General features: G+C 46.6%; 21 protein-coding genes. 13 read left to right on the top strand and 8 right to left on the bottom strand.

Annotated elements, in window-relative coordinates:
- The first annotated feature begins 2 nt into the window (after positions 1–2).
- From ADM98_RS07035 to ADM98_RS07060, 6 genes are read left to right on the top strand one after another with little or no spacing between them, the layout of a single operon-like run.
- Complete coding sequence (locus ADM98_RS07035) at positions 3–899, top strand: hypothetical protein (RefSeq protein ID WP_053452845.1); 897 nt, start codon at positions 3–5, stop codon at positions 897–899.
- On the top strand, positions 896–1,300 hold the full coding sequence (locus ADM98_RS07040; protein ID WP_053452846.1) for a DUF4430 domain-containing protein: 405 nt from the start codon (positions 896–898) through the stop codon (positions 1,298–1,300). The genes ADM98_RS07035 and ADM98_RS07040 overlap by 4 nt, the downstream gene beginning before the upstream one ends.
- Positions 1,278–1,997: a hypothetical protein gene (locus ADM98_RS07045; RefSeq protein WP_053452847.1), complete on the top strand. Its 720-nt coding sequence runs from the start codon at positions 1,278–1,280 to the stop codon at positions 1,995–1,997. Before ADM98_RS07040 ends, ADM98_RS07045 begins: the two co-directional genes overlap by 23 nt.
- A complete protein-coding gene (locus ADM98_RS07050; protein WP_235504845.1) occupies positions 1,933–2,886 on the top strand; it encodes an ATP-binding cassette domain-containing protein in 954 nt (317 codons plus the stop codon). Before ADM98_RS07045 ends, ADM98_RS07050 begins: the two co-directional genes overlap by 65 nt.
- Positions 2,883–3,446: an ECF transporter S component gene (locus ADM98_RS07055; protein WP_152910959.1), complete on the top strand. Its 564-nt coding sequence runs from the start codon at positions 2,883–2,885 to the stop codon at positions 3,444–3,446. Before ADM98_RS07050 ends, ADM98_RS07055 begins: the two co-directional genes overlap by 4 nt.
- Positions 3,447–3,472: 26 nt before the next feature.
- Complete coding sequence (locus ADM98_RS07060) at positions 3,473–3,844, top strand: hypothetical protein (protein WP_053452849.1); 372 nt, start codon at positions 3,473–3,475, stop codon at positions 3,842–3,844.
- A gap of 44 nt (positions 3,845–3,888) precedes the next feature.
- Here ADM98_RS07060 and ADM98_RS07065 read toward each other — a convergent pair whose 3' ends face one another.
- Complete coding sequence (locus ADM98_RS07065) at positions 3,889–4,704, bottom strand: SDR family NAD(P)-dependent oxidoreductase (RefSeq protein ID WP_053452850.1); 816 nt, start codon at positions 4,702–4,704, stop codon at positions 3,889–3,891.
- A gap of 145 nt (positions 4,705–4,849) precedes the next feature.
- Between ADM98_RS07065 and ADM98_RS07070 the strand changes: the two genes are divergently transcribed.
- The gene (locus ADM98_RS07070; protein WP_053452851.1) at positions 4,850–6,310 is read left to right on the top strand and encodes an MDR family MFS transporter; all 1,461 of its coding nucleotides are present in this window, start codon (positions 4,850–4,852) and stop codon (positions 6,308–6,310) included.
- Positions 6,311–6,355: 45 nt separating this feature from the next.
- Here the strand turns inward: ADM98_RS07070 and ADM98_RS07075 are convergent, their stop codons facing one another.
- The gene (locus ADM98_RS07075) at positions 6,356–7,252 is read right to left on the bottom strand and encodes a DMT family transporter (RefSeq protein WP_053452852.1); all 897 of its coding nucleotides are present in this window, start codon (positions 7,250–7,252) and stop codon (positions 6,356–6,358) included.
- Between the two features lie 35 nt (positions 7,253–7,287).
- On the opposite strand from ADM98_RS07075, the gene ADM98_RS07080 reads away from it, so the two are divergent.
- The 5 genes from ADM98_RS07080 (at position 7,288) to ADM98_RS07100 (ending at position 14,378) form a co-directional block, all read left to right on the top strand.
- A complete protein-coding gene (locus tag ADM98_RS07080; protein WP_326933866.1) occupies positions 7,288–9,414 on the top strand; it encodes a DNA topoisomerase III in 2,127 nt (708 codons plus the stop codon).
- Positions 9,414–9,833 carry a hypothetical protein gene (locus ADM98_RS07085; protein WP_053452854.1) on the top strand — a complete coding sequence of 140 codons (420 nt, stop codon included), beginning with the start codon at positions 9,414–9,416 and terminating at the stop codon, positions 9,831–9,833. Before ADM98_RS07080 ends, ADM98_RS07085 begins: the two co-directional genes overlap by 1 nt.
- Before the next feature lie 71 nt (positions 9,834–9,904).
- Complete coding sequence (locus ADM98_RS07090; protein WP_053452855.1) at positions 9,905–10,357, top strand: hypothetical protein; 453 nt, start codon at positions 9,905–9,907, stop codon at positions 10,355–10,357.
- 206 nt (positions 10,358–10,563) lie between these two features.
- Positions 10,564–13,119, top strand: coding sequence for a sensor histidine kinase (locus tag ADM98_RS07095; RefSeq protein ID WP_053452856.1), 2,556 nt, complete (start codon positions 10,564–10,566; stop codon positions 13,117–13,119).
- A 164-nt stretch (positions 13,120–13,283) separates the two neighbouring features.
- A complete protein-coding gene (locus ADM98_RS07100; protein ID WP_053452857.1) occupies positions 13,284–14,378 on the top strand; it encodes an MFS transporter in 1,095 nt (364 codons plus the stop codon).
- Between the two features lie 50 nt (positions 14,379–14,428).
- Here ADM98_RS07100 and ADM98_RS07105 read toward each other — a convergent pair whose 3' ends face one another.
- The 6 genes from ADM98_RS07105 to ADM98_RS07130 form a co-directional block, all read right to left on the bottom strand.
- Positions 14,429–15,601 carry an MFS transporter gene (locus ADM98_RS07105; RefSeq protein ID WP_053452858.1) on the bottom strand — a complete coding sequence of 391 codons (1,173 nt, stop codon included), beginning with the start codon at positions 15,599–15,601 and terminating at the stop codon, positions 14,429–14,431.
- Between the two features lie 114 nt (positions 15,602–15,715).
- Positions 15,716–16,744 (bottom strand): ABC transporter permease subunit, encoded by a 1,029-nt coding sequence (locus tag ADM98_RS07110; RefSeq protein WP_053452859.1) that lies wholly within the window; start codon positions 16,742–16,744, stop codon positions 15,716–15,718.
- Complete coding sequence (locus tag ADM98_RS07115) at positions 16,744–17,604, bottom strand: ABC transporter permease subunit (RefSeq protein WP_053452860.1); 861 nt, start codon at positions 17,602–17,604, stop codon at positions 16,744–16,746. Before ADM98_RS07115 ends, ADM98_RS07110 begins: the two co-directional genes overlap by 1 nt.
- Before the next feature lie 28 nt (positions 17,605–17,632).
- Positions 17,633–18,700, bottom strand: a complete 1,068-nt coding sequence (locus ADM98_RS07120) for a DUF58 domain-containing protein (RefSeq protein WP_053452861.1) — start codon at positions 18,698–18,700, stop codon at positions 17,633–17,635.
- 6 nt (positions 18,701–18,706) lie between these two features.
- Positions 18,707–19,630, bottom strand: coding sequence for an AAA family ATPase (locus ADM98_RS07125; RefSeq protein WP_053452862.1), 924 nt, complete (start codon positions 19,628–19,630; stop codon positions 18,707–18,709).
- A 17-nt stretch (positions 19,631–19,647) separates the two neighbouring features.
- On the bottom strand, positions 19,648–20,340 hold the full coding sequence (locus ADM98_RS07130) for a hypothetical protein (RefSeq protein WP_053452863.1): 693 nt from the start codon (positions 20,338–20,340) through the stop codon (positions 19,648–19,650).
- A gap of 183 nt (positions 20,341–20,523) precedes the next feature.
- Here ADM98_RS07130 and ADM98_RS07135 point away from each other — a divergent pair, with 183 nt between their 5' ends.
- Entirely contained in the window at positions 20,524–21,138 is a 615-nt protein-coding gene (locus ADM98_RS07135) for an NAD(P)-dependent oxidoreductase (protein ID WP_053452864.1), read from the top strand.
- Positions 21,139–21,179: the final 41 nt, after the last annotated feature.

Here is a 21,179-nt window from a genome sequence, read left to right on the forward strand (position 1 = left end):
CGATGGACTTTCTCATTTTATGGGCGCTCTTTTTACTGGCTGCTAGCGGCTTAGGCTTTTTACTCGAGCGTCGGACGGAAAAAGAAAAATATTTGTACATGAAGTTCGTTTTTTATGCGTGTCTTGGTGCCGTGTCGTTTCCCGTTTATGATATTCAGCTACCGCTCGGCATTATTATTTTCTTGATTGTCCTGCACCCCAAAAAGAACTCGCGTTATAAACGATATATGGCACTTTTTGGATTCTTGTTCTTCTTATTCCAACTCTTTCTCGGTCCGTTTGACGCTGGGATGTTGCGGGAAGAAACGCAACAGATTGGTCGCGTGACCATCACGGATGATTCATTTGACAGTTTTCTCGCACAAGTCGAACGACGTGTCGGAGAAGATGGTCTGCGTATGGAACAAAGTCAGTTGATGTTTGATCGCGGTGGAAATCTCCGGAATGCTTCGTTTGAGATGCTCGTTCAAACACCGAAACGTTTTATTCGATATGATGTCAGTTATCAAGAACTGACGGGAACGATCTCCTATCGACCGCGTGAAGAGTTGACGACAAAATCACTGACCTCGTACTATCAAAAGTTGATCGATGCTGAACAATCGTTTGAAATGTTACGAAAGCTCTCGATTCACGAAATCTTACATGATTCGAAAACACCGTACATCGAGATGGATCTCGATGGTCTATACGAAACGTTCAGTCTGCAAGATGCGACGGTCTTTTTGATTGATGACAAAGGGAAGTTGATTCCATACGTCAATACCGGAGACGATGTCTTAGCGAATGCAATCCGTCTGACATATTACCGTTCTGATGGTCAATCACTGCGAGATAAAACCATTCTTTTATACAATTACAGCTTTGAGACATCAAGGCGAAAAGGAGTCGTACGATGAAAAAATGGCTATTTGCCGCAAGTATCGTGTTACTTGCCGGTTGTGCAGAAGCAAAAGAGGAGCAACAAACAGCGTCATGTGATGCGGAAGTCAAAGTATCGGTCGTCGATCATGTTAAGGATAAGACGTTGTTTGATAAAGACGTTTGTCTTAATAAAGAAGACACGGCACTTGATGCGCTCGAAGATACGACACTCGATGTCGTCAAAACAGGTAAAGGTGAGATGGCATACGTCACGGCAGTCGATGGGATTCGTGAAAAGTCAGCCGGTGCAGGAAGTGGCTGGGTCTTCGGTGTCAATGGCAAACCGGGTGAAGTCGGTGCCGGAAGCTATGAACTGAAAAAAGGAGATCGTCTCGAATGGCGGTTTGAAAAAGATGCAATGGCTTATTTTGAGTAAACCAGAACGGGAGCGACTTCACCCAGTGAACGTCGCTCTCTTTTTCATCGGGATGATCATGATCCCGTTCGTCCTCACTCGTGACCAAACGACCATCGTCGTCTATCACTTCCTGTTATTTTTATTCGTTCAAGAACGAAGTGTGTTTCGTTACTTAGTGCTTCCAGCCCTTTATGCGGTCATGATGTGTGTACCACTTTTGTATGGAGCGAGTATCGATACAGTGGCGATTTATGAGACGACGATTCAGGTGACGCTATTCATCACCTCGAGTCAATGGATTTTCACATTGGTTCGACTCGATCAGATGGGACCGCTGTTTCGCTTCTTACCTCGACTGACACGATTGACAGGTATGGTACTAGCGTTAATTCCGTCTTTCTTACGAACTTGGCCGGAAGTCAAGATGAGTCATCCGGATGCGTCGCTTGCCGTTCGACTAGAGCGGATGGCAGCGTATCATATTTTACCGATTGAAGCAGCACCATCTCGCTTAAGACACGTCACGCGACGAGATGTGCAGACCGGAATGCTGCTTACAGTTGGTTTGGTGCTCTGTTTTACACCATGGGCAATCATTACAGCGGTTATTTTACCCGTATCGCTATTATTCACAAAAGGAGGAATCCGGGATGCCTATCATGTATACCGACACCGATCGAGAAGATCGATTGCGGAACCAAGCAAACGAACATGATCAAGCTGTTTTGACGCCTGAGCGACTACTACATGGACGTGTCCGGGATCTTCTTGCAACCGTCTCGTTATTTCGAGCTGGAGAACTCGCGACCTTACTTGGTCTAGAAGCTTTTTTTGAAGCGGAGTCGAGTGAACTCTCAGCCGGAGAGCAACAGCTCGTTGCGCTCGGTCATGCCTTGTCTTCGTCGCCGAGAACGCTTTTTTTGTCAGAACCGTTTCTTTTTCTTGATCATGTCCGGCGGAAGCGATTGATGGGGTTACTGGAAGAAATCGAACGACGGTTTGATTGTCAAATCCATTGTTCGATGACGAGACAATCCGACCTCACGTGTACAAGTGAGCCGGTCAAAACGACAGGACGTCTCCTAGACCAGATCGAAAACGTCCAGCATCGTTATCCGTTACAGGCGCGTTATGCGCTGGTGACAGGGAAATTATCGTTTCATCAAGGCGATCGGATTGCGATCGTTGGTGCAAATGGAAGTGGGAAATCGACGTTACTGCGACTTGTACTTGGAGTTGAGCGACCACTTTACGGCAAAGTCAGACGGTCGGGGGTCACGCAATATGTACCAGCTCATCCGATGCTCGCACCATTAAACGATCGAAGTGGTAGTTTTGCTATACAAAAAAAACGTCTTTTAGACGACATCGATTGGAGCAAGGATAGCTATTACTTTGATGAACCGACGGCTGGTCTTGAAGACACAGCGCGGATGGCTTTCATCGATTCGTGGAAGATGAATCCGGCGGCACTCATCGTCATGGCGACACATGATCCAGCCCTTATTCGCGCAGCGCGACGGATCATTTATCTCGTACACGGAGAAATTGCCTTTGACGGACCGACAGAGCAATTTTTACAGGAAAGTCGGCTATTTTTATGATCGTAACAACGATTCTGATTGTCTGTCTGCTCTTGATTCTCTTTGAGAAACTGCCGATGACGGATCAACGATTACGGTTCATCGCGATTGTTACGGCAGCGGCGATCGTCGGGCGGCTGTTGTTTTCTAGTTTGCCTAATATCCAGCCGGCAACGGCACTCATCTTATTATTGGCTGTCTTCGTCCATCCAATCGTCGGAGCGATCGCTGGAATGCTCGTCGTCGTGTTGACAAGTTTGTTCCTCGGAAGCGGTCCGTTCGTTCTTTTTCAGGCGCTAGCCTATGCGACGATTGCTAGTCTTGGCTTTGTACCGATTCTCCGCTACCGGATTTTATTGACGGGGTATGCCTTTTTTGCTGGTTTTTTATATGGTTGGGTGAGTAACCTAGGGTTCTTAGTGTTGACCGACTTTTCGTGGCAGGCTTTCTTCACCTTGCTAGTGACCGGAGGGACGTTTGATTTGCTTCACGGATTAAGTAACGCCATTTTCATTTGGATATTATTCCCGATTTTTTTGCGGATTTTGCATTCATTCGATGAAAAGAAGGGTACAGAATAATAACATACGAACAGGAGGGAAGGCATATGCTGGGATCATCGATTTCGCTTGCTTATGTCGTCATGTTGCTCATCGTCTCGAGTGTTGGTTTAGTATTCGGCAGTATTCTGTTGATGAAAGGTACGATTAGAGGACGTTATGCTGCTTGTTACTTACTCGCTGCCGCTATTTTTCCTAGTGCTATGTTGATTACCTCGTCAGAAGGATTGCTGTTTCAACATTTACGGTTCGAGAGCTCTTGGTTCCTTACGATTGTCTCCTGGTTACTCGTCTTATCGGCGGGTTACATCGTCTCGATTACGGGTGCACTGATCGTTCGTTATCTGTACCGGTATACGACGACGTTTGATCGCGTCAAACGTTACGCGACGCGACGATTCCGTCATCATGAAGCATAAACAAAAATCCGGAAGAACCAGGCATCTGGCTCTTCCGGATTTTTTTATGAGTTGGCGTACAGGAGATCTTCTTCGGTTGATCCTTCTTGTTGGCGAGTCGGGTCCTGGATCCGACCTGTCACTTCTGTTAGCAGGCGACGTGGTAAGAGACGAGACAAGGAAACCATTGCTCGGTTGCTTGCACCTGGAACGACGACGCGGCGACCTTTGAGCATGCCACGATATCCAGCAAAAGCTACGAGGTGAGACGGCATACTCTTGAACGGTAGCGTGATGTTCGCTCGATCGAAGAAGTTCGTATCAGTTGGTCCCGGACAGAGGCATGTCACGCTGACGCCAGAGCCGTCGACTTCCGTTGCAAGTGCTTCGGAGAATGAGAGGACATAGGCTTTTGTCGCATAGTACACACTCATGTAAGGTCCTGGCATGAAGGCGGCAACAGACGCGACATTCAAGATGCGTCCAAAACCACGTTCGACCATTCCCGGTAAGAGCCGTTTCGTCAAGTCCGTTAAGGCGACGACATTGACTTGGATTGAGTTGATATCTTCTGTTGGATCAATTTCTGCAAAGCGTCCCGATGTGGCGAAGCCGGCGTTATTGAACAGCAGATCAACCGTCAACTCTTGCTCCTCTAAGTACTGCACAAGGCGATCAACACTATCGTTTAGTGATAAATCAGCAGCAAATACATACACTTTAATCTGATAGCGTTTTTCGAGGACTTGTTGCAGTTCCTTCAACTTTTTTTCATTGCGGGCAACGAGGACACAATCAAAACCATCGCGCGCTGCAAGGACAGCGAGGTCGAGTCCGATTCCACCCGATGCACCGGTAATCAGGGCTGTTTTTCGTAACATAGGACATTCCTCCATTCGAAATCGTGAATCTGAGTCTAGTGTATACCATTCCATACCGTTCCCGCGAATCCTATCTCGTAAGCATTTACTTTTCTTATCACTGGTCCAACCAGTATGATAGAACAGGAGAGAGGAAGTGGAACAAATGAGGAAAAAAGTAACTGTCGCGCTGTTGCTCGCAACGTTTTTAGCCGCGATCGAGGGGACGATCGTCGCAACGGCAACACCTGTCATGGCGAGTGAGCTGAACGGGGCAAAATTAGTCAGTTGGATTTTTGCCGGCTTCTTGTTGTTCATGGCTGTCTCGACACCGATTTATGGAAAAATGGCCGATTTATATGGACGAAAACGCGTCCTGTTGTTCGGGATTGGTGTCTTTACGGTGGCTTCGTTAGCCTGTGGACTCGCTCAATCGATGGAGATGTTAATCGTCTTCCGTGCCGTTCAAGGGATTGGAGCAGGGGCCGTGTTACCGATTGCGATGACGATTATCGGTGATTTGTATACATATGAGGAACGCGGGAAAATCCAAGGGGTTCTCAGTGCAGTATGGGGGATTTCGGGTGTCGCCGGACCACTCGTCGGTGGGTTCCTTGTTGAATCACTCTCATGGCGCTATATCTTCTTGTTGAACGTGCCGTTTGCGTTATTGTCCTTTTTCATGATTGTCGTGTACTACAAAGAGACGGTCCGCGAAACGGAGCGGAAAATTGATTATCGGGGTGCGTTACTGTTTGCGCTCGGGATGAGTGCATTTCTGTATGGCTTATTATCAGGCAGTGAATCGGAGACATTCTTACGTCCAGTCATTCTAGCCAGCTTTTTCATTAGTTTCGTTTTACTGTTTACGTTTTATCGTGTTGAGAAAAAGGCAAGCGATCCGCTGTTGCCGCCAGCGGTCATTCGTCATCCTGTCATTCTTGTGATTAACTTGGCGGTCTTCTTTTCCGCCTGGGTGCTCGTCTCAATGTCGGCGTATATTCCGATCTTTGCCCAAGGCGTGCTCGGAAAGAGTCCGACCGAAGCCGGGTTCATGTTGATGCCACTGTCTCTTTTTTGGACGCTAACGGCAATCATTGGTGGACGCACGATTGGTGTCGCTTCACCCCGATACCGGACGATGACCGGGATGGGATTGCTGATCGTCGGTACGACGATTTTATCGTTGATTACGCGAGAGTCGAGTGATGTCTTCATCTATCTTGCCGTTTCACTAATCGGAATCGGCTTTGGTCTCTCGCAACCGGTCTTCATGGTTGTGCTCCAGACGTCCGTTGATTGGTCACTTCGTGGATCAGCAACAGCTGTTAACTCGTTCCTGAGTACGACAGGACAGACGCTTGGTGTAGCGATCTTTGGGACAATCTTTAACTTATCGATTCTCCGTTCGTTTGCAGCGTCGGATAAACTTTCCGATTACGCGATTGATCCCTTTTTCCAATCAAGTACGGCAAAAATGTTTGGACAAGACGTGCAGTATGCAGCAGAAATCGCATTGTCTCACGGTTTGCGTTACGTCTTCATCGGTGGAATCATTTGCGCTGTTCTCGCGTTCGCTATGACATGGCGTTTACCAAAAGTCCGACCTGAGGACCCACGATCATAATGAAAAGCGGACCAGGATTATGTTCATCCTGGTCCGCTTTTCATATTAGGAAGAGTGACTGCTCGCACTCTCGCGCTGAGCAATCTGTTCACGAATATCGCGTTCATTGCGTCGGAGGAACAATCCGATTCCGATCAACAGTAAAGCCGCACCTGTGATTTGAATCCATGTCAACTTTTCATCAAACAGATAATAACCAAAAATCATGCCCCAAACCGCTTCACCGAGGATCGTGATGCTGACGATACTGGCGCTGACGCGCGCGAGTGCCCAGTTGAACAAATTGTGACCGAGTAACGTCGGGAAGACGGCGAGAAGAATATAGAGCCACCAGTCCTGTTGGAACGAAGCAACAAGATTCGTCGATTGAATCAATGATAGTAAGAGCAAGACAATTGACGCGACGGCATAGACACCAAACGAATAGAGGTTCGTTGAGACACTCGTCCGAACGTGTTGTCCGAGCAGCCAGTAACCGGCGACGAGAATCGTTGCTAGTAAAGCAAGACCGTCTCCAATCAAGGCACGCATGCCGACAGCGATATCACCATAAGCGACTAGTCCGCCACCGAACAATGCGACGGCGACAAACAGAAGTGCTTTACGCGACGGATGTTGTTTGAAAAATAGCGCGTTACCAGCGAGGACGAAAATCGGACTTGCTGTCACGAAGAGCGTCGAGCTCGCAACTGTCGTATAATCAAGAGAGAGGAACCACAGCCAAAAATGACCGGCGAGCAAAACGCCACTTAGTAGCATGTGTCGAATCGTCGACGAACTGAGTTGCAAAAGTTCCTTCAATCGAATGAGCGGAAGCAACAACAAGGTCGAGAACAACATGCGGTAAAACGCGACAGCCTCAATCGGGGTCTCCGCCCACTTAACGAAGATTGCCGATGTTGAAATAAAGAATAAAGCCATGAATAACGTAAAATAGGGCATGGGTACCTCCACATGTCTGAAGTAAGGAAATGAGGGTGAAGCGTGTGCAATTGATTATTGCTGAAAAACCAAAACAAGCTGAAAAACTGGCGGCTCCGTACCCGTCCGTGAAACGAGACGGCTACATTGAAATCAAGCCCTGCGATCGGTTTCCGCAAGGTGCAAAACTCGCCTATGCGGTCGGACACTTGTGCGAACTCCAAGAGCCAGCGCATTACGACGCCAAATGGAAGCGCTGGAACTATGACCATTTGCCGATTATTCCGGAACGATTTGATTACCGACTAGCAAAGGGCAAGAGCAAACCGTATCAAGTCATCAAAAAATTATTAAACGAGCGGACGACGACTTCCATCATTATAGCATCGGATGCCGAACGAGAGGGAGAGGCAATCGTACGGTTGATTTTACGTCTTGCAAACAATGCGAAACCACTGCAACGACTTTGGATTTCCAGCCTAACGCCGCAAGCCGTCGATCATGGTTTTGCGAATCTACTTGATGGTAAGGAAACGGAAAACATTTTCCACGAGGCGATGAGTCGCGCTTGCGCTGACTGGTTGATTGGGATGAATGCGTCCCGTGCCTATACGACGTTACTGAAAAAGAAAGGCATTGCAGACGTCTTTTCGCTCGGACGGGTCCAAACACCGACGCTCGCTTTGATCGTCGAACGAGAAAAACAGATCGAGAATTTCCAACCGGAGACGTATTATGAAGTCGAAGCAGATTTTACTCGTTACAAAGGGAAATACATCAATGCGAAGAAACAGACGAAACTGAGTGATCGGGAGCTCGCCCAAGCGATTGTCGATCGGACGAAAGGAACAGGCATCGTCGCCTCAATCGAGAAAAAAAGGCAAACGGAACGTCCACCGTTTTGGTTCAGTTTGTCACTTTTACAAACGGAAGCGAGCCGACGCTTTGGACTCGGTGCCAAAGAGACGCTCGATATCGCACAAAAACTCTACATTCGCGGATGGATCAGTTATCCGCGAACAGACTCGTCTTTCGTGACGAAAGAGGAAGCAGGTCAGTTCCCGATCATACTCAATCGGTTACTAAAACAAGCCGAGTACAGCCCAATCAAAGATATCCTGACGAATAATCCGGCAAATGATAAACGCTACGTCAATCCGGCGAAAGTCAGCGACCACTATGCGATCATTCCGACAGAAGAGGCGGGTGCCGTCGCTAAGTTATCGGGTCGCGATGCCCAAGTCTACGATTTGATCGTTCGACGTTTTCTAGCAGCATTTGCACCAGACGCGGTCTCAGAGAAAACAGAAATCGTAACGACGCGTGAGATGGATCGTTTCCTGACACGCGGTAGTCGAACGATTGATCCGGGCTTTAAACAGGTCCTGCAAATCGAAGCGAAGGAAGTCGAATTGCCAGCTGTTGAACAAGGACAAGAGATGCCAATCAAAGGCTGTCGTCTGCTTGAGAAACAAACAGAACCGCCGAAACGCTATACGGAAGGGACACTGATCCTCGGTATGAAAACGGCAGGTAAACTGCTTGAGGACGATCTGCAAGCGATCATGAAGGAGATTGAAGGACTCGGGACGGAAGCGACCCGTGCTGGAATCATCGACGGACTAAAACGGCGAGAGTACATCAAACTCGTCAAAAAAGAGATTCATCCGACGCCAAAAGGTCGAATATTGATCGATGCCGTGACGGGAAGTATCCTTGCCTCACCGGAAATGACAGCGAAGTGGGAGAGCCGTCTTGAACAGATTGGGAAAGGCGAAGCATCTGCCGCCCAGTTCATTGAACAGGCGAAAAAATTGTCGGAGCATCTCGTCGTCGATGCGAAACAACGAATTGAACAACTCGCTGTTGATCCGACGCAAGTCAAAAGCAAATCACCGCGTGGAGCAACGAATCGCCCGGTCGGTCCATGTCCACTGTGCCAGTCAGCAGTCCTTGATCGTGGGAAGTTTTATGGGTGTAGTGGATATCAAAAGAACAACTGTGGTTTTACATTACCGAAAACGATTCTAGGTGCCCGACTGACGCAGACGGAAGTCAAAAAAGTACTCGCTGGTCAGAAGACAAAGCCGCTTGAGATGAAAAAGAATGCGCGTCAGTTTAAGGCGATGCTTTATCTCGAACGAGATCAATTAAAATTCGAATTTACGAAAGGAGAAGACTGATGCAATATGAATTGATTCAAAATCAAACGTTTCGTCCCGTCTTTGAACGACTTTTACAAGAGGGGCTTCGTTTGACGGTCTGGTTTCCGGACCACATCGAAGTGCAGTCGGCAGAAGGACTCGTCGAAGAAGCAGAAGAATTATTTGGTGTGACAGCGGAAGTAATTGACGATCCACAATCGTTCGGCAAGCACATTTTGCTTCCGTATTTGACGGAAGTCGAGCACCGAGAGGATGGATTCATCCGCTATGAAGCTGAATTGACGGAAGAGTTACGCCATCTCGTGCGGGAGTTGACGTTGCCGATGTTGACGGAAGGTGACTTCGAGGTGTTGTATTCGTACCAAATCGAGACAGATACAGAACGGTTCTTCGTCGAAGACTGGTTCCAAGCCGAATTACAAAAACTACCTAACTAGGTGAAACTTTCTTGAACAGGATGACGTAGTATGATTTATCGTTATCATCTTGTTCAAGGGGAGGATTCATTATGTTTACACTATCATTCATAGACGATGAGTTTGGAGGCGCAGGTTTTTTATCAGGCATACCGATTTTCATTGTCGGTTTTTTTGTTCTCATCATAGGTTTCATTCTGTTCGGAGTTATATCTGCTGCCTCAAAGGGGATCTCAACGAATTCTTTGACGACTCAACTGCGCGAACATGCAGCGCGTCTTGTCAGTCCAGTGGAATCAGATGCACTAAATTACGTCGCTTACTTAGAATCGTTAAGAAGTTTTCCGGTTGAAAAGTCGAATCTCGAACCGTTTCGGATTGCGACGGGTATTTTAAAGCTCGTTCAAGGAGCGGACGAGATTTCGGAAACGACAAAAAAACAAGTGTTAGCCCAGTATTTACGGCTTGGTATTTTGGATGCAGATCATTTAGCAGACGAACAGCCGGTCCGTAATCACAGTCATAGTCATCACCATCATCATTAAAAGAGTCCTGAGAGGCTCTTTTTTTATTGGAAACCGTCAAATCGTGACATCTAATTGTCATATACAACGATTTAGATTAAAGTTGTATGAAATTGAAATCTTTTTGAGCAGAATACTGTGTATCGATTGAAAAAAGTTTACAATGAATGGACGGGAATACCTTTATTGCTGGATATGGGTAAAGGGAAAGGAGTTGAATTCCTCCAATGAAAACATGGCTGAATCGAACGATTGGACGTCAAATCATGTCCGCGTTTTATGTGATTTTTTTGACACTGCTGTTAACGACTGGTGGTGTTTACCTATATACGAAACAACAGGTGGATGAATCACGACAAGAGTTGAAGATGCTAAATGAGCACCGGACACGGGCGACCGATTTATATGAGTCGTGGCAAAGCATGCAGTATGAAGTGCGTGGTTTCGTCTTACTAGGCGACGAAGAGATGCTAAAGGAAATCGAAGCGAAAAAGAACGGTATCAACCGGCAAACGACTTGGTTCGAGCGCAATGCACGTTTTAAAGAAGAACGACAATACGCAACGGACGCTCGGGAACTTTATACCGCCTATACACAACGTGTCATGCCAAGTCTCATCAACTATGTCGCGGCGAAAAAAGACGGTAAGGTGACGGAACCATTCTTACAGATGCCGACACTCGGGAAAGTTACGAAATCAAAAACACTCGATCCACAGCGGAAGTTCAATATCAAAACGAAAAGTGCAGCTGATATGAGTTCGAGTATCGTCGATATGGAGACGGTCTTTACGAAGTATCGCAATTCCTTAAATGATCAAGAGACGGTAGCACAAGAACGACTCGGCAAACAAGTCAACTCGTCACAAATCCTCGGAGCGGTCAATATCGCGATTTTATTATTGATCACACTCGTCTTCGTGCGACCGTTCGTTCGTCGCTTGACACGTCAGTTGCGTCAATTGAACCGCGAAAGTGGACGACTCGCGAATGGTGAGGATGCGACACCAATCGTCATCACGAACCGTCAAGATGAGATTGGTGAATTGACGACGACGTTTAACCAGATGGCAGCCGCTATCTCGGGTCAAAAATACCAACTCGTCTCAAGTAATGATGAACTGCAAAGTCAGCAGGAAGAGTTGATTGCGCAACAAGAAGAACTGCAATCGCAACAGGAAGAACTCGAAGAAGCGCTTGATATCACGTTACGTAACGAGACGCATTTGCGTTATCGAAACGAGTTGACGGAGACGCTTGCTTCGCGTGAAACGTTGACGGCGTACCCAGCGATCATCGAAAAGTTGATTACGATCACTGATGCTGAACTTGGCGCGATTGTTTTCTTAGAGCAAGACCGTTATACGGATATCGTCTCGTACGGGATGACGACAGCACAAGAGCATCAGTTACTGCATGCTTCGACATCGTTAATCGAACGCGCACGCTTGAACAAACGCGCCGTTCGCTCAAGTAAACAAGTCGCAAGTCATCATCCACTTCCATATCCGTACACAATGTATGAAATTGTCGTACCGGTCATGGACCCAGCAACGAATACGATGATTGCGAGTATCTATCTCGTTCGTTACCGAGATGCCTTCACGGAAGATCAGACGAACGAAATTTGGTCGTTCTCGCGTCAATTGGCACTCTCCTTGCTCCGGATGCGTGTCTTTGAGGAAGTCGAACGAGAACGCGAAAAAACGTCGAAACTCCTTCACTCGATTCGAGAGGCTGTCATTTATATCGAAGGGGAAACGATCTTTGCGAACAAACCGTTGCTCGCGTTGTTCCATCACCCTGCACATGATCAAGTCGCGGATGAAGGGTTGATGACGCTTGATGTTAAAATCGAAGAGCTAGCGGTACAGGTCGATCAACACGAGGCGTTCTTAACCTATATGGATCACGTCTGTAGCCAGGAAATTCCGACAGAAAGCTTATCGTTGTCCTTGAATAAAGAAGAACGATTCATCACGTTGTATGCAGAAGAAATTCATTATGGCGGTTGTTTCCGCGGCACAATGCTTGTCTTACGTGACGTGACGGCAGAGACAGCAATCGATCGGATGAAATCGGAGTTCGTCTCAACCGTATCACATGAATTGCGGACACCACTTGCGTCAATTTACGGTTATACAGAATTGATGCTTGCGCGAGACGTCAATGAATCCAAACGTCAGCGGTATCTCGAGACGATTCATGCTGAAACCGAACGGTTAACGAATCTCGTCAATGACTTCTTAGACGTACAACGAATGGAGTCGAGTCAGCAACAGTATGAATTCAAACCGCTCGATTTGATAAAAGTCATTCAGGAGACGGTCGAGTTCCATACGGCTTCGGCGAAAGATCATGAACTCGTCCTTGATTTCGAAGAATCAACGACAGGACGGATTCATGCTGATGAGCAAAAGATGCGTCAACTATTTACGAATCTCATTAATAATGCGATTAAGTATTCACCGGATGGTGGTCAGATTACGATCACGATGCGTCAAGTCGAAGATCGCGTTCAGTTAAAAATTGAAGACGAAGGAATCGGTATTCCCCGTCATGCGTTGCCACAACTATTCAGTAAGTTTTATCGCGTTGATAATTCCGATAGTCGGAAAATCGGCGGTACGGGTCTCGGGCTCGCGATTTGTCAGGAAATCGTTCGTTCACACGAAGGGATGATTCATGTCGAATCAACAGAAGGTGTCGGTTCGGTGTTCATCGTCGAATTGCCGATCGTTCAGTCCGTTGTCCCGGTTACAGAATCAGTTGACGAGTGTTAAAATCCAAAACGTCCGTTTGACTGTTCATGAAATCAAACGGACGTTTTTTGTTGATTTTACCTACGAAACGGGAATCGAGTTATATAAAAAAGAAAGGAAGTGAGGAGATGCGGCGTAGTAGATGGCCTTGTTAAGTCCGGCGATCGATCATTCTTTGGGCACTCATGGAAGGGAGTAGTGCGTTCATTCCGGCTTATGTGATTGAACGATTCTACTGGGAAGCACGCGGTATGAGTATTGCTGATGTCGTCATCGCTGAGGTTGTCTTTGCTTGGGTGATGTTGATTTGTGAGGTGCCGTTTGGTCTATTATCGGATCGATGGGGTAGAAAGCCATTCATTCTGGCTGGTTTTGTATGCGAGTGGTTATCGTTCACGGTGTTGCTTGAAGCCTATTCACTATCTGCATTCCTCTTAGCGATGGTATTTGCTGGTATCGGTAGCGCAGCACTTAGTGGAGCGCTTGAAGCACACGTCTATGAAACATTGCATATGCATGGGATAGCGGTGCGATTTGAAGTGATTTGGCGGATGATATCGATTTGTGGTTTGCTCACGGCAGGACTTGCAGCGCTCATAGGTAGTTATGCGGTCCGATTCGTCGACTTGATCTGGCATTATCAAGTATCTTGGTGGGTCTTACTCGGAACGGTGCTGTTATCGTGTTTCCTGAAGGAAGCACCTCGGATAACAGAGGAGAAGTCTCATTCATTTTTGGCATTGCTCAAAGCGTTTTCGATCCGGTGTGTTTATGTTCGAATCCTTTGCCTTGTCTTGTTATACGCAGCAACAATTGATTTCGTTGATGAGTTTTGGCAACTTTATTTACGTGACCAGTCGATACCGATGATCTATATGGGTCTCGTCTTCGTGTTGCTTCAACTCATGCAGGCAATCGGTGCGTCCTTGTCACGGGTTCGATCGCCCGTCGGGTGGGCGATGATCTACATCGTCTGCCTTGCTGGATTGTCAGTGGCGTCACCGCTGATCAGTATCGGGTTACTCGGTCTGTTGTACTTGTGTTACGGCTGGGTAGAGCCGTATGTGACGACAATTATTCAAGAAGTAGCACCAGAAAACGGACGCGCGACATTTACGTCGCTGATCTCGGTCATCGAACGTGTGTCAGTTCTTGGGACCGGAATGTTGTTCATCCTGATCGAACATACTTTCTCGCTTCAGATGACGTATGCTGCACTTGGTTTCGTCGCACTTGTGTTACTCCTATTGTATGGTATGACGCGAACGCGTCGGAACTGAATCAAAAAGAAGGACAAAGGTGCGATGACCTTTGTCCTTCTGCGTGATAATTACGATACTTGTTTTTGTGTTGGCATCGAACGATTTAATAACTGACGAGCTGGTTGCCACATCAATAGGGAGAGAACGCCTGCGAGTGCATAGACGAACTCAATCGCAAACAGATCAGCGAGCCAGCCGAATAATAAACTGCCGAGACAGAAACAGAGTGCGTAAACGGTTTGCTGAATGCTGTAGACATATGGTAACCGTTCGAGTGGTGTCGTCGTTTGCAACAACGTATTTAGCTCAATTGCCCGGACTTGACTGGCGAAGCCTTGAAATAGGCAGGCGATCACGGCAAGCGTGACGACCGGAGCGAAGGCGAACAAGAAAGTCGCCCCAATGGATAAGCCGATGCTGCGATAAAGCAAAGAACGCGTCCCGCGACGACGTAACATCATATAACTACCGGCAATCATACTGAGTAGATAAAAGGCGTTTAGAATACCCCACCAGCGTTCTGATAACTGGAAGTGGGTGTCGATGTAGACGAGGAACAATGCAGAAATCCAAGCCGTACTGACGAACGCATCGATTCCGACGAGGTACGTGTTGGCTTTCGCGTAAGGGTGTGCTCGTGTATAGCGAATGCTTGACCGGAAGGAAATATCTTCACCATCCATTGCTGGATCAGCTAAAGTACGGACGCTCCGGTAAAACAGATAACTGATGACACTTGCACTTAAAAAGAGACCCGCTGAGACGGACAAGACGGAAAGCGGCGATAACAGACTGACGAGAATGGCACCGAGCGGCCACATGACGAGCTGAATCACTTGATTCGAACCTTGTACGAGACTGTTTGCCTTTTGAACGTCTTGGCATAGTCGAGGGATGAAAGCACTCTCGATCGGACGAGCAAATCCGTCGAAGAAGGCGATACAACCAACGAGCCCAAGAACGAGTGGCAGTGATAAATCAAGTCCCCAGATGATGCCTAAAAGAATCGTCTTGAGGAGCTGGCTACTAAATAATAAAGATGCATGTGGGACTCGTTGTGCGACTTTAGCGAATAAAAAGCCACTTCCTGTCATCCCTGCTGTGACGAGAACAGGAAACAGGGCAGCGAGACTCGCTTGCCCTGTCGTTTGATAAATCATTGCGATCAGGGAGACGATATAGAGCGCATCTCCCGCATTCGCAATCCATTGACTGACCAATAAAAGCGTAAACCGGTTCATTCTGAATGACCTCCATATCGTACGTATTTAGTTAGGAGTGAGAATTCAGAATGATTTACATCGGACGCCCTCATTTCATGTTTTTTTCTAGTGTAAGAGGAAAAAAATGGATTGTCAATCAGAATCGTGATGGGATTTCAGTGCAACGGGTGTAAAGGGATCAACGATCGACGTTGCGGCTGCCTCGTCTTGGGCTCGAGATGCCGATAGCGTGATTGGTTTTAGTTGCTGGCGGAAGCGGAAAGCTCGTTCGAGTCGACTCATGAATAGATTGCTGAAAAAGACGACTAATGCTAGTCCAATGAGCGGAACGAGGAACATATGGTTGAGCCACGATGTTGCGGAAAACTGGTTGTAGTAATAGCCAAACATCGACGACCATTCAAAGATTGTTGGCATAACACCCTCATATAAAGCAACTGTTCCAGCGAAGAAAATACCTAAGAGTGATAAATGAATCAGTAACATCAACGTTTGAATGAACTGTTGCATGAAGACGATCGTCAACGTTGGAACAAGATGCGGCCAAATGTGACGTCTGAATCGATACCATGGACTGCCACCGAGTGTCTGAGCGACAATCATGAACTCTTGACTAAGCAACTGACGGGTCTCAGCAATCAGATAAAGCGATAAAGAGGGTAGACCGAGTAAAATCAAGATAGTTAATTCAAAGGATACGCGATTAAGTAATGGTGGAACCACAGTTGAGTCCGTAAAAAAAAGAGATGAAAATAGCAGCAATAAGGCAACGAGAGAGAGTGGTAAAACTAAAAAACCATCAAGAATAAGTTTCAAGTATCGATTGACACGAGCATTTCGAAAAGCCAATGGAATCGCAATGACTAATGAGAGAGTCATTCGACTTATAGCAACAATCATACAAATACCGATCGTCCATTTAAACCCTTCAATCATCAATTGAAAGAGATCATACCCGGAGCGATCCGTACCGAGCCATTGATCGCTCGATGGTTTTAGTGGAGATGTCGCAAGGAATGTACCGTCCTCAGCATAACGATTCGAGATTTGGTCAACTTGACCATCGCGGAAAATTGTATTACCGAAACTAAGGAGTAATAAGCCAATAAGAAGTGAGGCGCAGAGCCAAAAAATAGGATCTCGTATAAGTGTGCGACGCATCAAATCCCTCCTTTCCAAGCCTGAGGAATCAGCCATTCCGCCAGTAAATCAATGATAAAAATCGGCAGATAGATTAAAAATAAGATGACCATCAAAACCGGCATTTGTCCAAAATGAAGGACGAAGCGAAATAGACCCTGTACCTGGAAGGTATACTCAATGATCAGTAGACTCGACAATACTGTAATAATATTCGCTCGAAAAAATAGATAAAATCGATAAATCATCGTTGGTAGTAAATGTTTCCAGAAAAGAGCGGCAGGATGAATGCCTTTTGCCCGTGCTAGTTCTAGGAATGGGGCTGATTCTTGTTCAAGTACTTGAGTTGTCAACCATTTGATGAAGAAGAACAGTGTTGTCAACGTAAGCGTGAGAATTGGTAAAAAGCGAATCGAATCAGCATAAGTTCCTGCAATCTCAATTTTGCTATAACCCGTCATCTTAAATAAATAAATGACAAGGAATTGAGAAAGAATGATCCAGAACAAATCTGGAACCATCTCGAGAGTCCGTGTGATTTGTTTTAAGGTTGTCCGCATCCTTCTACCGCTTCGATAAAACAAATAGGCGTAGAAAATGGCACATACCGCGGAAACCACCATAGCTGTCGTGAAAATAATTAATGTTTCTTGAATAAAAGGATGCAAAGAAGAAAGTAATGGCACTTGTTTTTGAGCAGCTACGTTGAAATAGGTAATCTCATCGAGTTTCGTTAATTGCGCAAATTGCTGCTTGAGACCTTCCCAGTAGCTTGCTGGATGGAACTTCATTTGTGCGACAAGAGCCGGAAGGGCACTGATTGCAATCAAGACAAAAAATGCCACGATGAGCTGAATCGATTTTCGGGCGATAAAAGCCATGAATTGAGAAACTCCTTTCTTTGGATCCTCAGCCGATGGCGAGGATCCGGTCATTACCAATCTGGATCAACTGACTGTTCATATGCTTACGGCGAAGCACGTATCGTTCGAACTGTTGTGTCGCGATGAACGAATCACGCGTCGAGACCGTCGAGAGAGTCATTAAGACATGTTTTAATTGTGGTTGTCCTTCTTGTAACGAAAGATGCGTCATCCGGTTCGCTCCGTCGAGTCGATTGAGAAATAGTTCGATTTTGCAGCCTTCCTTGATTAATTCACTGATCAAGAACGCTGCTTGTTCGATGAATGTCTCGAATTGTTGATGGAGCCCGTAACCGCTTGGTGCTGATAAATTCAAAGCGATCGTAAACGTGTCCTGATTGCTCGTTTCGAACACTTTTGCCTGCAACCGACCGGTCTTAGCCGTCGCATACCAATCGATCTCTTTTGAGGGTTCTGCTGTATATGGTTTTGCACCAAGCTGAACGAGTTTGTTTTTGAGTGGCGAATAGCGGTCTGGTCGGTCGCCGATTCGTAAACGTTGTAAAAGCAAGGGTGTTGCTTGTGCCGTCAAGGATGGTAAGACCGTAAACGACGGATAAGTATCGAACGTAAAGAGATAGACACCCATCTTCCAAGGCAGGCGAATTGTCAAGATGATCTCATCGAACTCGGCCGGTCCACGTCGAACGGTCTGAATCGGGATCGTCACGTCATCTTCCGAGTCGATCACCGCATGAAATGTTGCTGGGTGAAGCGGGTCCATCTCTGGAAAGATGACACCACCATCCGTATGCAAACGAAGTGTCGCTTCGAGTCCGAGCTGACTTAAAGATTCGACGCCGAAGACTTGTAAGTGGAGCGATGTCTGTTCTTGATTAAACATTAACGATTCATAGTGTTTCCATTCGATTGCCACGTCCCGACGGAGCTGTTTCTCTGTTCGACCGACGACGAAATGAATCGTCGCCAAAGCTGCGAACAAAAAACCGAGGACGGAAAGACTTGGAATGAATAAGAAGATGAACGTCATTGTGACGTACAGTGGAAATAACCGACGCTCTAGCCAAAATGGAACGGAACGTTCAATCTGCATGACGTATCACCCCATTTCGACCGGAACTGGAACGTCATCGAGAATATGTGTTAACACACCGGCTTTCGTCGTTTTGATTCCGCCTTCGAGTGTCAGTGTCAGGCGGTGGGAGAGGACGTGTTTCGCAAGATGTTTGATGTCTTCTGGGATGATGAAATCACGTTGATTCAAGAAAGCATAACTTTGGGAAGCACGGAGTAACGCAATTGCGCCACGCGGACTAACCCCAACTTCAACGAGTTCATGGTTCCGTGTCGCTTGGACGATGTGTAATAGATAATCGAGTACGTCTTGTGATGCGTGGACACGACGTGCTTCTTCCTGCCAGGAAATCAAGTCTCCACCTGACGCGATCCCAACAGCTGAACGACGAACATTCGTTAGAATCTCAGACAACAAGCGGCGTTCGTTCTCGAAGTCCGGATAACCAACTTCGATTGCGACCATGAACCGGTCGAGTTGTGCATCTGGTAGCGGGAACGTTCCGGCTGACTCGATTGGGTTTTGTGTCGCGATGACGAAGAATGGGGCTGGCATCTGATAGGTTGTACCGCCGATTGAGACTTGGCGTTCTTCCATCGCTTCAAGCAATGCCGATTGTGTCCGAGGAACGGCACGGTTGATCTCATCAATCAAGACGACATTCGCGAACAGCGGACCACGTTTATTTTCGAACTCTTGGGTCTTTAAGTTGAAGAAGTCCGAACCGATGACATCTGACGGGAGAAGGTCCGCCGTGAATTGAATCCGGGAAAAGGCACTCTCGAAGCTTTGAGCGAGTGCTTTCGCAAGCATCGTTTTACCGGTTCCTGGTACATCTTCAAGAAGAATGTGTCCTTCAGCGATAAGTGCCGTCAGACAGAGATCGATGACGTCTGGTTTACCGAGATAGATGGAATTGAGTTGGTCTTTTAATTGTTGTAGTTTCACAGGAAATCCCTCCAAGGTTAAAGTGATGAGTAGCGTGCTAATTGTTGTTCAAAGCGTAGAATCTCATCGTCCGTGACGATTGTTTCCGACATGTCGCCGTAACGGATATTCCGGTACAACTGAAAATCGACAGGGATCTTAATCCGACGTAACCAGTCTTCAAGTGTCTCGTTCGGGCGTCGTTGTTGACCGCGAGGTAAACGTTTCTCAAAGTGGATGACGAGATCACGGACACGCGAAGATGAATACGATGTATAAAGATGATAAGGTGATTTTTTTAAAGAAGCAGGACGAAAGATCGATTGAGCTATTGGAACGTCATCCGTTACTTCTTCTGTAAGATTGCGTCGTTTTTTCACGCGATGTGACTGAGTAAGTTTCCAGACCATGAGACTAAATAAGGTGATTAAAATGATGTATTGCAGATAAGAAAGTGGAGAGTCAGATACATCTGCTTTGAGTGACGTCCATACTTCTTTCGAACGAGGAATACGTTCGATGTTGTCTAATTTCTTTCGAGTAATTCTTTGCGACATGATGATCCCGTCATTTTTATATACAGGAACCCCTTCAGAATGATTTTTGTCTGAAACGGGCTTAACAGGATCCGGCATGATGTAATGCGTATAGACGTAAGTCGTGACGGTTTGAAACAAGAATAGACCAATCAGAATGACACCAAGCGACATGATAAAGCGTTGCCGTAACACAAGCAATTCTCCTTCCTGTCTTTTTAAGGAAAAAATATCCATATGTACTTAGGAAGATTTTAGCATACACACTTAACAAATAAAAACAATTTTCTGAAAATAAAGACAAAGTGGGACGATTCATTTTCAAGCACTGAGGGTATGATTGAATCAGTGGATCTTAAAAGGGGAAGGGTGTTTTGTATGAAGTTAATTATTTTTGGAGCAACTGGTCAAACGGGACAAGAACTCGTCAAACAGGCGATCGATCACGGACATGAGGTCACGGCATTCGTCCGGAGTCCGGAAAAATTAACGCTACGCGACGAACGGCTACATGTTGTCAAAGGAGATGTTCTCAATCAAGAAGCGGTAACGGCTGCTGTTGCTGGACAAGATGCTGTATTGACGGCGCTTGGTACGGAGAGTCTTGCCTATAGTGGTTTTTTAGAGCGGAGTCTCGTCCGAATCGTAACAGCGATGAAAAAACAGGGAGTGGAACGGATTGGTTACGTCGCCTCTGCCGGTGTCGATGATGAGTTACCGGGCTTGCAAGGGATGCTTGCCCAACGTATTTTGAAAAATCCACTGAAAGATCACCGTCAAGCGATTGCGCTCCTTCAGCAAGCAGACGTCAACTATACAGTGGCGCGACCACTTCGTTTACTGAACGGTCCATTGACTGGACTTTATCGTCAAGCTGACGTAGGCGTACCGGAAGATGCGAAACAAATCAATCGAGCGGATGTAGCGCATTTCCTCTTACAGGCGATTGAGACGGAAGAGCATATCAAATCGAGTATTGGATTAGCTGAATGATAGATAAAGGTCTCTCCCGTATCATGCGGAAGAGACCTTTT

Origin of the sequence: Exiguobacterium sp. BMC-KP (assembly GCF_001275385.1) — a bacterium.
GTDB lineage: Bacteria > Bacillota > Bacilli > Exiguobacteriales > Exiguobacteriaceae > Exiguobacterium_A.

What these genes read in the sequence shown, in the direction of transcription:
- ADM98_RS07035 (WP_053452845.1), top strand. Translation starts at nt 3, where the DNA reads ATGGACTTTCTCATTTTATGGGCGCTCTTTTTACTGGCTGCTAGCGGC.
- ADM98_RS07040 (WP_053452846.1), top strand. Translation starts at nt 896, where the DNA reads ATGAAAAAATGGCTATTTGCCGCAAGTATCGTGTTACTTGCCGGTTGT.
- ADM98_RS07045 (WP_053452847.1), top strand. Translation starts at nt 1,278, where the DNA reads ATGCAATGGCTTATTTTGAGTAAACCAGAACGGGAGCGACTTCACCCA.
- ADM98_RS07050 (WP_235504845.1), top strand. Translation starts at nt 1,933, where the DNA reads ATGCCTATCATGTATACCGACACCGATCGAGAAGATCGATTGCGGAAC.
- ADM98_RS07055 (WP_152910959.1), top strand. Translation starts at nt 2,883, where the DNA reads ATGATCGTAACAACGATTCTGATTGTCTGTCTGCTCTTGATTCTCTTT.
- ADM98_RS07060 (WP_053452849.1), top strand. Translation starts at nt 3,473, where the DNA reads ATGCTGGGATCATCGATTTCGCTTGCTTATGTCGTCATGTTGCTCATC.
- ADM98_RS07065 (WP_053452850.1), bottom strand. Translation starts at nt 4,704, where the DNA reads ATGTTACGAAAAACAGCCCTGATTACCGGTGCATCGGGTGGAATCGGA.
- ADM98_RS07070 (WP_053452851.1), top strand. Translation starts at nt 4,850, where the DNA reads ATGAGGAAAAAAGTAACTGTCGCGCTGTTGCTCGCAACGTTTTTAGCC.
- ADM98_RS07075 (WP_053452852.1), bottom strand. Translation starts at nt 7,252, where the DNA reads ATGCCCTATTTTACGTTATTCATGGCTTTATTCTTTATTTCAACATCG.
- ADM98_RS07085 (WP_053452854.1), top strand. Translation starts at nt 9,414, where the DNA reads ATGCAATATGAATTGATTCAAAATCAAACGTTTCGTCCCGTCTTTGAA.
- ADM98_RS07090 (WP_053452855.1), top strand. Translation starts at nt 9,905, where the DNA reads ATGTTTACACTATCATTCATAGACGATGAGTTTGGAGGCGCAGGTTTT.
- ADM98_RS07095 (WP_053452856.1), top strand. Translation starts at nt 10,564, where the DNA reads ATGAAAACATGGCTGAATCGAACGATTGGACGTCAAATCATGTCCGCG.
- ADM98_RS07100 (WP_053452857.1), top strand. Translation starts at nt 13,284, where the DNA reads ATGGAAGGGAGTAGTGCGTTCATTCCGGCTTATGTGATTGAACGATTC.
- ADM98_RS07105 (WP_053452858.1), bottom strand. Translation starts at nt 15,601, where the DNA reads ATGAACCGGTTTACGCTTTTATTGGTCAGTCAATGGATTGCGAATGCG.
- ADM98_RS07110 (WP_053452859.1), bottom strand. Translation starts at nt 16,744, where the DNA reads ATGCGTCGCACACTTATACGAGATCCTATTTTTTGGCTCTGCGCCTCA.
- ADM98_RS07115 (WP_053452860.1), bottom strand. Translation starts at nt 17,604, where the DNA reads ATGGCTTTTATCGCCCGAAAATCGATTCAGCTCATCGTGGCATTTTTT.
- ADM98_RS07120 (WP_053452861.1), bottom strand. Translation starts at nt 18,700, where the DNA reads ATGCAGATTGAACGTTCCGTTCCATTTTGGCTAGAGCGTCGGTTATTT.
- ADM98_RS07135 (WP_053452864.1), top strand. Translation starts at nt 20,524, where the DNA reads ATGAAGTTAATTATTTTTGGAGCAACTGGTCAAACGGGACAAGAACTC.